12 protein-coding genes are annotated in these 13,523 nt (G+C 71.4%); 8 read left to right on the top strand and 4 right to left on the bottom strand.

The window, feature by feature from the left end; all coding sequences use genetic code 11:
- Positions 1-220: 220 nt before the first annotated feature.
- The 6 genes from AC0VYL_RS25610 to mnhG are packed head-to-tail and all read left to right on the top strand — an operon-like array spanning position 221 to position 7,009.
- Positions 221-3,178, top strand: coding sequence for a Na+/H+ antiporter subunit A (locus tag AC0VYL_RS25610; RefSeq protein WP_475463259.1), 2,958 nt, complete (start codon positions 221-223; stop codon positions 3,176-3,178).
- Positions 3,175-4,008, top strand: coding sequence for a Na(+)/H(+) antiporter subunit C (locus AC0VYL_RS25615; RefSeq protein WP_017542826.1), 834 nt, complete (start codon positions 3,175-3,177; stop codon positions 4,006-4,008). The genes AC0VYL_RS25610 and AC0VYL_RS25615 overlap by 4 nt, the downstream gene beginning before the upstream one ends.
- A 2-nt stretch (positions 4,009-4,010) precedes the next feature.
- A complete protein-coding gene (locus AC0VYL_RS25620) occupies positions 4,011-5,678 on the top strand; it encodes a Na+/H+ antiporter subunit D (protein ID WP_475456684.1) in 1,668 nt (555 codons plus the stop codon).
- The gene (locus tag AC0VYL_RS25625) at positions 5,675-6,286 is read left to right on the top strand and encodes a Na+/H+ antiporter subunit E (protein ID WP_475456686.1); all 612 of its coding nucleotides are present in this window, start codon (positions 5,675-5,677) and stop codon (positions 6,284-6,286) included. Before AC0VYL_RS25620 ends, AC0VYL_RS25625 begins: the two co-directional genes overlap by 4 nt.
- On the top strand, positions 6,283-6,606 hold the full coding sequence (locus tag AC0VYL_RS25630; RefSeq protein ID WP_475456688.1) for a monovalent cation/H+ antiporter complex subunit F: 324 nt from the start codon (positions 6,283-6,285) through the stop codon (positions 6,604-6,606). Before AC0VYL_RS25625 ends, AC0VYL_RS25630 begins: the two co-directional genes overlap by 4 nt.
- Positions 6,599-7,009: a monovalent cation/H(+) antiporter subunit G gene (gene mnhG, locus AC0VYL_RS25635; RefSeq protein ID WP_475481694.1), complete on the top strand. Its 411-nt coding sequence runs from the start codon at positions 6,599-6,601 to the stop codon at positions 7,007-7,009. The genes AC0VYL_RS25630 and mnhG overlap by 8 nt, the downstream gene beginning before the upstream one ends.
- Positions 7,010-7,088: 79 nt before the next feature.
- On the opposite strand, the gene AC0VYL_RS25640 is transcribed toward mnhG, so the two are convergent.
- From AC0VYL_RS25640 to AC0VYL_RS25650, 3 genes are all read right to left on the bottom strand, one after another.
- Positions 7,089-7,481, bottom strand: a complete 393-nt coding sequence (locus AC0VYL_RS25640; RefSeq protein WP_475481695.1) for a DUF779 domain-containing protein — start codon at positions 7,479-7,481, stop codon at positions 7,089-7,091.
- Positions 7,481-9,004, bottom strand: coding sequence for an acetaldehyde dehydrogenase ExaC (exaC, locus tag AC0VYL_RS25645; RefSeq protein ID WP_475481696.1), 1,524 nt, complete (start codon positions 9,002-9,004; stop codon positions 7,481-7,483). The genes AC0VYL_RS25640 and exaC overlap by 1 nt, the downstream gene beginning before the upstream one ends.
- Before the next feature lie 90 nt (positions 9,005-9,094).
- The gene (locus tag AC0VYL_RS25650) at positions 9,095-10,366 is read right to left on the bottom strand and encodes a GAF domain-containing protein (RefSeq protein WP_475456696.1); all 1,272 of its coding nucleotides are present in this window, start codon (positions 10,364-10,366) and stop codon (positions 9,095-9,097) included.
- 212 nt (positions 10,367-10,578) lie between these two features.
- Between AC0VYL_RS25650 and AC0VYL_RS25655 the strand changes: the two genes are divergently transcribed.
- Positions 10,579-10,737, top strand: a complete 159-nt coding sequence (locus tag AC0VYL_RS25655) for a hypothetical protein (protein WP_475456698.1) — start codon at positions 10,579-10,581, stop codon at positions 10,735-10,737.
- 23 nt (positions 10,738-10,760) lie between these two features.
- Positions 10,761-11,921: a hypothetical protein gene (locus tag AC0VYL_RS25660; RefSeq protein ID WP_475481697.1), complete on the top strand. Its 1,161-nt coding sequence runs from the start codon at positions 10,761-10,763 to the stop codon at positions 11,919-11,921.
- A 6-nt stretch (positions 11,922-11,927) separates the two neighbouring features.
- On the opposite strand, the gene AC0VYL_RS25665 is transcribed toward AC0VYL_RS25660, so the two are convergent.
- The gene (locus AC0VYL_RS25665; protein WP_475481698.1) at positions 11,928-13,349 is read right to left on the bottom strand and encodes a short-chain fatty acyl-CoA regulator family protein; all 1,422 of its coding nucleotides are present in this window, start codon (positions 13,347-13,349) and stop codon (positions 11,928-11,930) included.
- Positions 13,350-13,523 lie beyond the last annotated feature (174 nt).

The following is a 13,523-nucleotide window of genomic DNA, read 5'->3' on the forward strand; positions in this document are numbered from 1 at the left end:
GACGCGGGTCCTCGACCCGCGCGGAGGTTTGACGTTTGTGTAGTCTAGCTATTAAATAGCTAGCGCACGCAAGTTCAAGTTAATCCATGCCCCCTCAAAACGGTAACGACACCCCGTCCACCGATCCGGTTGTGGCGGAGTTGTCTGCTGCGGGGGTGTGGACGTCCGCCCGAACACCCGGGTGGGCCCGGACCGGTCCGGGAGGGGCGCATTGACAACAGTGCTGGTCGCGCATTTCATCACAGCTGCGGTCGCACCGTTACTGGTGCGCCTCTGGGGCCGTAACGGCTTCTACGCGCTCGCGATCGTCCCGGGTCTGGCCACCGTGTGGGCCCTCTTCCAGCTCCCCGCCGTGCTCAACGGCGAGAGCCTCTCCGAGTCCGTCGCGTGGGCACCCCAGTTCTCGCTCCGGCTCGGCCTCCACATGGACGCCCTCGGCCTGGTCATGACGCTCATCGCCGCGGGCGTGGGCACGCTGATCCTGATCTACTGCGCGCGTTACTTCAACGACTCCGAACCCGGTCTCGGGCGCTTCGCCGGTGTGTTCGTCGCCTTCGCCGGGGCCATGCTCGGCCTCGTGCTGGCCGACGACCTCATCCAGCTCTTCATCTACTGGGAGCTGACCACGGTCTTCTCCTACCTCCTCGTCGGCCACAACGCCGAGATGAAGGAGAGCCGCCGGGCGGCGATGACGGCCCTGACCGTCACCACCTTCGGCGGTCTGGCGATGCTCGTCGGCATGATCATGCTCGGCGAGACGGCCGGGACCTACGTGATCTCCGAGATCGTCGCGGACCCGCCCCCCGCGGACACCGTGGTCACCTCGGCCCTGGTGCTGATCATGATCGGCGCCATGTCCAAGTCGGCGCTGTTCCCCTTCAGCCTGTGGCTGCCCGCCGCCATGCAGGCGCCCACGCCGGTCTCCGGCTACCTGCACGCCGCGGCGATGGTCAAGGCCGGCGTCTACCTGGTCGCCCGCCTCACCCCGGCCTTCGGCGACGTCGCCGTCTGGCAGGGCATGGCCCTGTTCTTCGGCGTGGCCACCATGGTCTTCGGCGGCTGGAAGGCGCTGCGCCAGTACGACCTCAAGCTCGTCCTGGCCTACGGCACCATCAGCCAGCTCGGCTTCCTCATCGCCCTGCTGGGCACGGGGACCCGCGCCGCGGCCCTCGCCGGTATCGCGATGCTGGTCGCGCACTCGCTGTTCAAGGCCCCGCTGTTCCTCGTGGTCGGCATCATCGACCACAGCACCGGCACACGAGACCTGCGCGAACTGTCCGGCCTGCGCCGCTCCATGCCCACCACCTACTGGGTCTCGGTCGTGGCCCTGGCCTCCATGGCCGGTCTGCCTCCCACCGCGGGCTTCGTGGCCAAGGAACTGGCCTTCGGCGCCTACACCCACGGCGGCACCCTGGACACCGTGGTCCTGACCGGGCTCGTCCTGGGCTCGACCCTCACGGTCGCCTACAGCCTCCGCTTCCTGTGGGGCTCCTTCTTCGACAAGGAGGGCGTCCAGCCCACCCCGGTCCACGCCCCCGGCGCGCTCTTCCTCGCCCCGGCCGTGGTCCTGGCGGCGCTGAGCCTGTTCGGCGGCCTCCTCTCCTACTGGACCGACCCCCTCTTCGCGGTCTACGCCGACACGGTCCCGCAGGGGGAGCACGAGACCTACCAGACCTACCTGGCCCTGTGGCACGGCTGGGAGCTTCCGCTCCTGATGTCCGCCATCTGCGTGGTCGGCGGTCTGGTCCTCTTCTCCTTCCGTAACCGGGTGGTGTGGCTGGGCACCCGTCTGGCCTTCGTCAACCCCGAGCGCAACTACCGGCGGATGCTCGCCGGGCTGGAGAACCTGGCCCTCCAGGTCACCGGCAGCACCCAGCGCGGTTCGCTCCCGGTCTACCTCGGCACCATCCTGATCGTCCTGGTCGTGGCGGCCGGGATCCCGATGATCACCGGCAGGATCTGGGACGGCCCCCAGCCGGAGCTCCGGCTCTGGGACACCCCGGTCCAGATCATCCCGGCCCTGATCATCGTCATCACCTGCCTGCTCATCCTGTTCGTGCGGCGCCGCCTGTTCGCGGTGATCCTCGTGGGGATCGGCGGGTACGGCGTGGCCGCGCTGTACTTCCTCCAGGGCGCGCCGGACATCGCGCTCACCCAGTTCCTGGTCGAGACCGTCAGCCTGGTGGTCTTCGTCCTGGTGCTGCGCCGCTTCCCGTCCCACTTCTCGGCACCGGCCCTCAAGGGCCGCCGGATCTGGAACATGATCATCGGCCTGGCGACGGGCCTCATGGTGGCCACCATGACCTGGTTCGCGCTGGCCGGACGGCTGGAGCCCTCGATCTCCGAGGGCTACCCCGCCGCGGCGAAGGAGGCGGGCGGCTACAACATCATCTCGGTGCTGCTGGTGGACGTCCGTGCCTGGGACACCATGGGTGAGATCTCGGTGCTCGCCGCCGCGGCCGCCGGTGTCGCCAGCCTGATGTTCGTCCGGCGCCGGGCCCAGCCCCGCAAGGCCCCGGGCGGCGTGATGGCCCTGTCCGTCACCCAGCCCCCCGAGCCCACCAACGGGCACGGGCGCGTGGACCTGGGCGACCTCCGGGTCGCACCGCAGAACATGCACGTGAAGCCGCAGTGGAACCGCACCTGGCTGCCGGGCGCCGACAGCCTGCCGACCGAACGCCGGTCACTGATCTTCGAGGTGGTCTCGCGCTTCCTCTTCCCGGTGATCATGATCATCTCGCTGTACCTGATGCTCACCGGCCACACCGACATCGGCGGCGGTTTCGCCGGCGGCATCGTGGCGGGCCTGGCGTTCATCGTCCGCTACCTCGCGGGCGGAAGGTTCGAGCTGTACGCCACCGCGTGGGTGCAGCCGGGCGCCCTGATCGGCGCCGGGCTGGCCCTCGCCACCGGTGTGGCGATCGGCGGCGCGATCTTCGGCGGCGACGTGCTCGCCGGGAACGACTGGTACGTCAACCTCGGCATCCTGGGCAGCCCGCACATCACGGTCTCGCTGTTCTTCGACATCGGCGTGTACCTGCTGGTGATCGGCCTGATCCTGGACATCCTGCGCAGCCTCGGAGCCCGTATCGACGAACAGATCGAACGGGACGCCGCACACGCCGAGGAGGGTTCCGCGCCCGGAGCCGCCGCCCGTGCAGAGGAGGTCACCTCGTGAGCGAGTCACCCAGTCTGACCCTCGTCATCGTCATCGGCGTCCTCGTCGCGGTCGGTGTCGTGCTCCTGCTGGAGCGCAGCCTCACCCGTGTGCTGCTGGGCTTCATCGTGATGAGCAACGGCGTCAACCTGATGATCCTGGCCATGGCCGGGCAGGCCGGCGGCCCGCCGGTCCTGTGGTTCACGCCGACCAACGACGAGATGACCGATCCGCTGCCCCAGGCGATGATCCTGACCGCGATCGTCATCACCCTCGGCATCACGGCGTTCCTGCTGGCGCTGGCCTACCGGAGCTGGCAGCTGGAGGGCAACGACGAGGTCCAGGACGACGCCGAGGACCTCCGGATCGTGCAGGGCGAGGGCCGCCGCGCCGTGCGGCAGCGCTTCCTCCAGGAGCGCCGACGGCTGCGGGCGGACATCCGCCGCCAGCGCGCCGAACTCCAGGCGACCATCGCCGCGGCCGACGCCCAGGAGCTGGCCGAACAGGCCCGCATCAAGGCGGAGATCGCGGCGGCCCAGGCCGAGCTGGCCCGGTTCGAGGTCGAGGCCGAGGACGGCCAGGGCGACGAACGCTCCGAGGAGACCGTGCGCCGCCTGACCGACCGTCAGCAGAGCATGGTCAACCAGGTCACGGAGCTGCGCGGTCGTATCCGGCTGGGCCGCAAGCGCCTGCGTGAGCACCGGCGCGCCGACCGCGCCGCCGAACGCGAGCTGTGGCGTGAACTGCGCCGCCGCATCCGTTCGCAGCGGCGCCAGGCCAGCCAGACCATGCGCGCCGAGCGGGAACGCCTGGCTCGCGCGGAGGACAGCGATCTGCAAGGGAACGACTGACCATGGGATGGGACTACTTCGCCGGAATCCTCCACTACCTCATTCCCCTGCCGGTGGTACTGCCGCTCTTCGCGGCCGGGGTCAAGCTGGCCCTCGGTATCCGCTGGCCCCGGGTTCAGCAGTGGCTGAGCGTCATCACCCTGGCGCTGGTGCTGGCGATCGGCGCCGCGCTGATGGTGGGCGCCGACATGTTCGGCCCGCAGGCCGTCCAGGTGGGCGGCTGGGAGACGCCGATCGGCATCACGCTGGTGGCCGACCGGCTGTCCGCGCTGATGGTGACGGTGTCGGCGGCGATCACGCTCGCCGTCCTCGTCTACTCCATCGGCCAGGGGATGGCGGGCAAGGCCGAGGTGGCGCCGCTGTCGGTGTACCAGCCGACCTACCTGATCCTGGTGGCCGGTGTCTCCAACGCCTTCCTCGCCGGTGACCTCTTCAACCTGTACGTCGGCTTCGAGATCCTGCTGACCGCCAGCTACGTGCTCCTGACCCTCGGCGGCACGCAGTCGCGGATGCGGGCGGGCGCCATCTACGTGGTGGTCTCGCTGGTCTCCTCGGTGCTGTTCCTCATCGCCATCGCGCTGATCTTCGGCGCGACCGGCACGGTGAACATGGCCCAGCTGGGCGAGCGCATCCCGGAGATCTCCACGGAACTGGCCCTGGTCCTGGAGGTCATCCTCGTGATGGCCTTCGGCATCAAGGCGGCGGTGTTCCCGCTGGCGGCCTGGCTGCCCGACTCCTACCCGACCGCGCCAGCACCGGTCACGGCCGTGTTCGCGGGCCTGCTGACCAAGGTCGGCGTGTACGCGATCATCCGGGCGGAGACCCTGATGTTCCACGGCACACAGCTCAACGAGATGCTCATGTGGGTGGCGCTGGCCACGATGATCATGGGCATCCTGGGCGCCGTGGCGCAGACGGACATCAAGCGTCTGCTCTCGTTCACCCTGATCAGCCACATCGGGTACATGGTGTTCGGTGTGGCGTTGGGCAGCGAGCTCGGTATGGCGGGCGCGGTGTTCTACATCGCGCACCACATCACCGTGCAGACCACGCTGTTCCTGGTGACGGGGCTGATCGAGCGCAGGGGCGGGTCCACCTCCCTGGACCACCTCGGCGGCCTGGCCAAGATCGCGCCGATGCTCGCCATCCTCTTCTTCATCCCGGCGATGAACCTGGGCGGCATCCCGCCGCTGTCCGGTTTCCTTGGCAAGATCGGCCTCATCCAGGCCGGTGTGGAGTCGGGCACCCCGCTGGCCTACACGCTGGTCGGCGCGTCGGTCCTGACGAGCCTGCTCACCCTGTACGTCATCGCCCGGGTCTGGAACTACGCGTTCTGGCGGACCCCGGCCGAGGGCATGGTGGCCGAGCCCGGCACCGTGCTGGACGACTCCGAGGCCGACGACACCTCGACGGCGGCGCTCGGCCCGTCCGGCGAGGCGGTCGGCCCGTCGTCCCGGCTCGGTGACACCACCACCGCGACCGCCCCCGTGGTGACCTCGGTGGTCCTGCCCAAGAGCATGGTCGGCGCCACCATCGCGCTGGTCGCGTTCGGGCTGGCCATGACCGTGTTCGCCGGTCCGCTCATCGCCTACTCCTCCGAGGCCGCGGTCGAGCTGATCGCGCAGACGCCCTACATCGAGGCGGTCCTCGGAGCCGGAGGTTCACAGTGAACGATCTGAAGACCAGGAAGAAGCAGGGCGCCCGGGCGATCCGGCACCGCCTGGGAAAGGTGCAGGTCCCGGTCGCCCTCGGGATGACCGTGGTCTGGATGCTGCTCTTCGACGGCTTCCAGCTCCGCACGGAGTCGTTGGGGATCGCGCTCCTCGGCTTCGTGGTGTCCGTGGCGGTCATGCTCGTCTTCCCGCTGCCGCCGATCGTGCCGGGGTTCCGGTTCTGGCCGGTGCAGGGCGTGCGGATGTTCTTCTACGTCCTGGGGAAGATGGTCGTCGCCAGCTTCCAGGTGACGACCCAGGTGTTCCGCCCGGGCCCGCCGGTGCGGAGCTCGGTGGTGTCCGTGCGCCTGCGCACCGACTCCGACCTGATGCTGGTGTGCACCTCCATCACCGTGTCGGTGATCCCCGGCAGTGTGATCGTCGAGGTCGCGCAGCCGGAGCACGTCCTGTACGTGCACGTGCTGGGCGCGGAGAGCGAGGCCGAGGCGGAGAAGGCCAAGGCGGACATCCTCGACCTGGAGGAGCGCATCGTGCGGGCGCTCGGCACCCGGGAGAACATCGCCGATCTGGAGGCCGCCCTGGCCGCCGGGAAGGGGAACACGTGAGCGCGCTGTGGGTCATCGTCGCCGTCCTGCTCGGGGTGGCCGCGCTGCTGTGCACCGCCCGGCTCCTGCTGGGGCCGAGCATCCTCGACCGGGCGCTGTCCGTGGACGTCCTGCTGGCCTCGGCCCTGACCGGGCTGGGCGCCTACGCGGCGTTCTTCCGGGACCCCACGATCCTGCCGATCCTGCTGGTGCTGTCGCTGCTGGGCTTCGTCGGGTCGATCAGCATCTCCAAGTTCGTGGCCCGGCGCCCCGAGGAGCACGTCCGCCCGGAGGACACCATCCACCCGGGCACCAAGGGGGAAGGGGAGAACGGTGAGTGACCAGCTCGTCAACGTCCTGGACTGGATCGCGATCCTGTGCATCCTGGCCGGGGCCATGCTGTCCCTGGTCGCGGCCGTGGGTCTGATCCGGTTCCCCGACCTGCTCTCCCGCATGCACGCCGCCGCCAAGCCGCAGGTCCTGGGCCTGCTGCTGGTGCTGGTGGGGATCGCCCTGCGCCTGGTCCCGCAGGAGGAGACCGGCACCTTCAGCGTCGGCACGCTCATCCTGGTGGGCCTCTTCCAGGTGGTCACCGTCCCGGTCGCCGGTCACATCGCCGCCCGCGTGGGGTACCGCACCGGCCGCATCCGCGAGGACCTCGTGGTCACCGACGAACTGGCCGACCGCCTGGACGCCAAGCGCCGGGCCGAGGAGGCGCGGAGGAGCGGCGGAAGCACCTCGTAGCGGGGAGACGAGAGCGCGGCCGGGGCCGGGGGAACGGTGTTCCTCCGGCCCCGGCCGTTCCCGTGGCGGGGGCCCGGCCTCACTCCGGGGGCTCCGCCTCACCGTCGGTCATCAGACGCGACCTGATCAGGAACCGGTGGCCGGTCGGCGCCTCCAGGGAGAAGCCGGAGCCGCGGCCGGGGACGACGTCGATGGTCAGGTGCGTGTGGCTCCACAGCTCGAACTGGGCCCGCGACATCCACACCGGCACGGGGTCCGGCAGTCCGGCGTCGAGGTCGCCCAGGCGCACGTCGGAGGCGCCGGTCCGGAACTCCCCCACCGGATAGCACATCGGGGAGCTGCCGTCGCAGCAGCCGCCGGACTGGTGGAACATCAGCGGCCCGTGGTCGGCGGCGAGCTCCCGGAGCAGGGCGGCCGCGCCCTCGGTGACGGCGACCCGCTCGACACCCGCCGCCTCCGGACAGTCGCCCATCAGAAGAACCCCTGAGCCTGCTCCGAGTAGCTGACCAGCAGGTTCTTGGTCTGCTGGTAGTGGTCGAGCATCATCTTGTGGTTCTCGCGGCCGATCCCGGACTGCTTGTACCCGCCGAACGCGGCGTGCGCGGGGTAGGCGTGGTAGTTGTTCACCCACACGCGCCCGGCCTGGATGTCCCGGCCGGCCCGGTAGGCGGTGTTGCCGTCCCGGGACCACACGCCCGCGCCGAGCCCGTACAGGGTGTCGTTGGCCGTCTTGACGGCGTCGGCGTAGTCGTCGAAGCGCGTCACCGCCACCACGGGGCCGAAGATCTCCTCCTGGAAGATCCGCATGCTGTTCTGGCCCTCGAACACCGTCGGGCTGACGTAGTAGCCGCCCGCGAGGTCGCCCTCCATCTCGGCCCGGCCGCCTCCGGCGAGCACGCGCGCGCCCTCCCGCCGACCGATGTCGACGTACGACAGGATCTTCTCCAGCTGGTCGTTGCTGGCCTGGGCTCCGAGCATGGTCTCGGTGTCCAGGGGGTTGCCCTGCCGGATCCGGCCGACCCGCTCCAGGGCGTCGGCCATGAAGCCGTCGTAGACGGAACCCTGCACCAGGGCACGCGACGGGCAGGTGCACACCTCCCCCTGGTTGAGGGCGAACATGGTGAAGCCCTCCAGCGCCTTGTCGTAGAAGGCGTCGCGTTCGGCGGCCACGTCGGCGAAGAAGACGTTCGGGCTCTTGCCGCCCAGCTCCAGGGTGACCGGGATGAGGTTCTCGGAGGCGTACTGCATGATCAGGCGGCCTGTGGTGGTCTCACCGGTGAAGGCGACCTTGCGGACCCGGTGGTTGGCGGCCAGCGGCTTGCCCGCCTCGACCCCGAACCCGTTGACGATGTTGACCACCCCGGGCGGGAGGAGGTCCGCGATCAGGTCGACGAGCACGAGGACGGACGCCGGGGTCTGCTCGGCGGGCTTGAGGACCACGGCGTTGCCCGCCGCCAGGGCCGGTGCGAGCTTCCAGACCGCCATGAGGATCGGGAAGTTCCACGGGATGATCTGGGCGACCACGCCCAGCGGCTCCTGGAAGTGGTAGGCGACGGTGTCCGAGTCGATCTGGGAGCTGTGGCCCTCCTGCGCGCGGATGGCCCCGGCGAAGTACCGGAAGTGGTCGATGGCGAGGGGGATGTCGGCGGCCAGGCACTCGCGGACCGGTTTGCCGTTCTCCCAGCTCTCGGCCACCGCGAGCCGCTCCAGGTTCTCCTCCATCCGGTCCGCGATCCGGTTGAGGACCAACGCCCGTTCGCCCGCCGGGGTGCGGCCCCAGGCGGGCGCGGCCCCGTGGGCGGCGTCGAGGGCGAGTTCGACGTCCTCGGCCCCGCTACGGGCGACCTCGGTGAAGGTGCGGCCGGTGACCGGGCTGGGGTTCTCGAAGTAGCGGCCCCGGACCGGCCGGACCCACTCACCGCCGATCCAGTTCTCGTAGCGGGGCGCGTACTCGACGACGCCGCCGGACTCGCCGGGGGGTGCGTAGATCACCATGGCGCTCTGCCTCCTCGTGTCGCTGCGCGGGCGCCGGGCGCCCGGGAGCAGTGACGCTAGTGACCGGCAGGTTGCGACCACGTTGCGCGGTCAGGCGCCGAGCCTGCGAAGCCGCCCCCGCAGCGCCGCGTGGCGGGGCGAGTGGGGGTCCACGGCACGCAGGGCCGCCGTCAGGACACGGGGGTCCTCACGCCCCTCGGGCCGCTCCGACCAGGTCAGGAGCGCCTGGGGGTCGGCCCCGGTGGCAAGCACCTCGCACACCTCGGCCTGGAGCTCCTCCCGGGCCTCCGCCACCCCGGGCGCCTCGGACCGGGGCAGCACCGGCCCCTCGTAGAGGTGGACGGCCCGGCGGCAGGCGCCCTCGGCCAGGTGGCGGCGGACCTCGTCGAGGTCGGTGGTGAGCGGGCGGCACAGCCGGTAGGGACGTGAGGCCAGCAGCCCCGATCCCAGCAGGCGGCGCAGCCGGGACATCTCCGCCCGGACGGTGACCGGGGCGGCGTCCCGTTCGTGCAGCAGGGCACCGAGGGCGTCGCCGGTCAGGCCGCGCGGGTGGCGGGCGAGGAGCAGCAGGATCTCGGAGTGGCGGGTGCTGAGCTCGACGGTCTGGCCGTCCGCCTCGAACAGTCCGTGGTCGCGGCCGAGGACGCGCAGGCGGGCCTGACCGGGGTCTCCGGACGCACGGGGCGCCGGGAGCAACCCGCTGGCCCGCTGCGCGCGGATCTCCATCTCGGCGGCCGTGGCGGCCGCCCTGACCAGGGCCAGGGCCTGCGGGGAGGCGAGGGGGTCCGCTCCGGTGAGGTCGAGGACGCCGATCAGCGCTCCCGTGTCGGGGTCGTGCAGCGGCGCCGCCGAACAGCTCCAGCGCTGGACGCCCCGGCTGAAGTGTTCGCTGGCGAAGACCTGCACCTCGTGGTCGAGGGTGAGGGCCACGCCGGGCGCGTTGGTGCCGACCGAGCTCTCACGCCAGTCGGCGCCCTCGACGAAGTGCATGGCCTCGGCCCTGCCGCGCAGGTGGTGGTCGCCCTCCACCCACAGCAGGCGGCCGGAGGCGTCACCGACCGCCACGATCTGCGGCCCGGGCGCGGTGTCCAGGAGGAGGCGCCGGAGCAGGGGCATGGCCGCGGCGAGCGGGTGGGCGCCGCGGTGGGCGTGCAGGGCGGGGCCGGTGAGTTCGAGGCGGGGCAGGCTGCGGTCGGGGTCCACCCCGTGCAGGGCGCTGCGCCGCCAGGACTCCCCCACCACCGGCCGGACCCGTCCGCTGAGCCGACCGGAACAGGTGAAGCGTTCGTGCGCGACGGCCACGTCCCGGCGCAGGGCGTCGGGGTCGGTCTCCCATGACCACGCGTTCCATGCCCCGGACATCGGCGTGTCCCTTCGTCGCGACGGCTGGACCCGGCGGGTGTCCGGCCCGGGCCCTGAGTCAATCCGCGCGGACGGGTCCTGACAAGGGTTGCGGGCGGAACTACTGGCGAGTTGTCCCGCTCACGCCACGTCCGTGCCCGAACGCGCCCCTTCCCGGGGGCCGCGATCCCCACGAATCATCCTCTGTCACGGGTTTCTGGGACACTGCGTGTATGACCCATCCCCCTCAGCATCCGCACCCGTTCCCCGTTCCACCCGCGCACCGGACCCCCGGCGGACGCGGCCACCGGCGGTCCGGTGCCCCGGCCCTCGCCCCGGTGCTGCTCCACGGGTCGGCCGTGGCCTCCGAGCAGCCCCCACACCGGAACTGACCGCGAGAGCACGAGGCCCCCACATGTCGACCCCCGAGACCGGCCCCACCCCCGAGACCGGCCCCACCCCGGAGACCGGCCCCACCCCGGAGGCCGGTGCGACCCCGGAGGCCGGTGCGACCCCCGAGACGCCGCCGCCCGTCGCCCCCGACCTGCGGCTGCCCGGGTCCCCGCAGGGCGCACCGCCCCCGCCGCCCCCGCACCACCTGCCACCCCGGCCACCCGCGGCCGCCCCCGGACCGCCGGGGGACGGGGAACCGGCGCCGGGCGTGAGTCCCTCCCGGCACTGGTACTGGACGGGTGCGCTCTTCCCGGTGAGTCTGCTGGTCAGCATCCTTCTGCTGAGCGACAACCCCGACGCCTCACCGGGGCTGGTCGTCGGCGGTGTCCTCACGCCGATGCTGGCCTTCCTGGTCTCGCTGGTCTCCTGCGTGACCGTGCTCGTCATCCGGTCCAGCCGGATCGCCCGCCAGCGCGGGGAACGGGCCCAGCGCGAGCACGCGGCGGCCACGGGCGCGCCCCTGGGGGCGCCCGTGTTCCACCCCCGGTACGCCCCGCCCCCGCCCCGGATCGAGATCCCCGCGAAGGACATCCGTCCGCGCCGCCGCTGGCTGGTGATCGGGGCCCTCGCCCTGCCGCTCGGGATCGTCGTGGGGGTGACCGCCATCGTGACGGGGTTCTCCCACGATCTGCCCCCGGAGCACGCCAGCGAGGTGGTCCGGGGCTCCGACACGGTCACGTTCGAGGTCACGGAGGAGCAGACCGGGTCCCTGGGTCTGTACTCGACCGCCCCCTACGAGGACGGCGACGCGATCTTCTGTGGCCTGGAGGGCGCCGGAGCCCCGAGGTTCACCGAGAAGGTCGTCGGGTACAGCCACGGGGACTGGCGGCTGGTCCGGTCCATCTCCTTCAACGCTCCGGGCGAGTACGTCCTGACCTGCCAGGGGCCGCCGAACCTGGAGTACGTGGTCGCTGACACCGACGTCGCCGTCGCCTACGACGACCGGATGCTGGCCGGGTTCGGGATCCTGATGCTGTCCGGGTTCCTCGGCTTCGTCGTGTCGCTGGTCGCCGTGATCACGGTCGCGGTGCGGCGCGGCGAGCACCGGAACCGGCTGGTCCGCGAGCACCAGGTCCGGGCCCACCAGGCCTGGGCACGGCACCAGGGCCCGCCCCGGTACTGAGCCCCCTCAGGCCGGGTGGTCCGCGACCGGGTAGGGCGAGACCGTGCTGGAGTTCTCGTTGACCAACAGGGAGCGACCGGCCGGGGGGAACGCGCGCTGCGGGCAGGCGGGGCGTTCGCAGACCTTGCAGCCCAGGCCGATCGGGGTGGCCGAGCCCGGGTCGGCCAGGTCCAGTCCGGTCGAGTACACGAGCCGGTTCGCGTGCCGGAGTTCGCAGCCCAGCCCGACCGCGAAGGTCTTGCGGGCGGCCCCGTAACCGCCGTATCCCCTGGTCACCGTGCGCGCGACCCAGAAGTAGGAGCGGCCGTCGGGCATCTGCGCGATCTGCCGTTGGATGACGCCCGGGGCGGAGAAGGCGGCGTAGACGTTCCACAGCGGGCAGGTGCCGCCCGAGCGGGAGAAGTGGAAGCCGGTGGCGGACTGGCGCTTGGACATGTTGCCCGCCCGGTCCACGCGCACGAACGAGAAGGGCACGCCCCGCCGCCGGGGGCGCTGAAGTGTCGAGAGGCGGTGGCAGACGGTCTCGAAGCCCACACCGAAGCGGTCCGCGAGGAGTTCGATGTCGTGGCGTTCGGCCTCCGCCGCCGCCTGGAACTCGCGATAGGGGAGGATGAACGCGCCCGCGAAGTAGTTGGCCAGGCCGATCCTCGCCAGCCGGACCGCCTGCTCGGTGGTGAGCTCCTCTCCCCGGGCGAGCTCGTCCAGGAGGGGCCCGTGTTCGAGGAAGGCCAGCTGGGTCGCGAGCTGGAAGGCGCGCTGGCCGGGGCGCAGGTGCGCGGCCAGGGTGAGGACCCGCCGCTCGGTGTCGAAGACCCGGTTGCGAGCGCCCTCGTTGCCGGGGGCCTCGCTCTCCACCCTGACGCCGTGGCGCTCCTCCAGCAGACGCGCGAGGACGACGTGGGCGCGTCCCGGTTCGACGCCCTGCCGCCCGGCGAGCTCCTCGGCGCGTTCGTCGAGCTCCCCCACGTAGTTCTGGCGCTCGTAGAAGAAGTCGCGGACCTGCTCGTAGGCCATGGGAGCCACGGAGGACCCCCCGTCGTCCCGGCCCTCCGCCAGGGCGGCGGCCTGCCCGGAGACGTCCCGGTACCTGCGGTGCAGGTCCACCAGGACCCGGGCGACGGAGGGCATGCCCGAGGCCAGCTCGTCGAGTTCGTCCGGGCTCACCTGATCCCCGGTGGGGACGTCGGTCAGGGCCTCCCGGAGCTCGGCGATCAGCCGCGAGGTGTCACTGGTCGCGAAGAAGCTGGGATCGACCCCGAACGCCTCGGTGATCCTCAGTAGGACGGGAACGCTCAGCGGGCGCTGGTTGTGTTCCATCTGGTTCAGGTAACCGGCGGAGATGCCCAGCTCACGGGCGAGCTCGGACTGCTTGAGCGAGTGCTCCTGCCGCAGCCTGCGCAGCCGCGGACCCGCGAAGACCTTGCGCACGATGGCCCCTTCCGTCCCCGCCAGGCTAACCCGAAGGCGTCTCACCAGGCGTTAGCAGACTTAGCGGGAACGTCGGGAGGCCTTAGCGGGCCTCAGCACGCGGGCCACTTGTGTGCGAGGAGCCCGACAGGGGTCACCGGCTCGATATCTGTGCGCATCCAGGCTTCGCGCCCG

This window comes from Nocardiopsis sp. iso_238 (assembly GCF_056173325.1).

Coding starts and splice junctions, on each gene's coding strand:
- AC0VYL_RS25620 (WP_475456684.1), top strand. CDS start 4,011: ATGGGATGGGACTACTTCGCCGGAATCCTCCACTACCTCATTCCCCTG.
- AC0VYL_RS25640 (WP_475481695.1), bottom strand. CDS start 7,481: ATGGGCGACTGTCCGGAGGCGGCGGGTGTCGAGCGGGTCGCCGTCACC.
- exaC (WP_475481696.1), bottom strand. CDS start 9,004: ATGGTGATCTACGCACCCCCCGGCGAGTCCGGCGGCGTCGTCGAGTAC.
- AC0VYL_RS25650 (WP_475456696.1), bottom strand. CDS start 10,366: ATGTCCGGGGCATGGAACGCGTGGTCATGGGAGACCGACCCCGACGCC.
- AC0VYL_RS25655 (WP_475456698.1), top strand. CDS start 10,579: ATGACCCATCCCCCTCAGCATCCGCACCCGTTCCCCGTTCCACCCGCG.
- AC0VYL_RS25660 (WP_475481697.1), top strand. CDS start 10,761: ATGTCGACCCCCGAGACCGGCCCCACCCCCGAGACCGGCCCCACCCCG.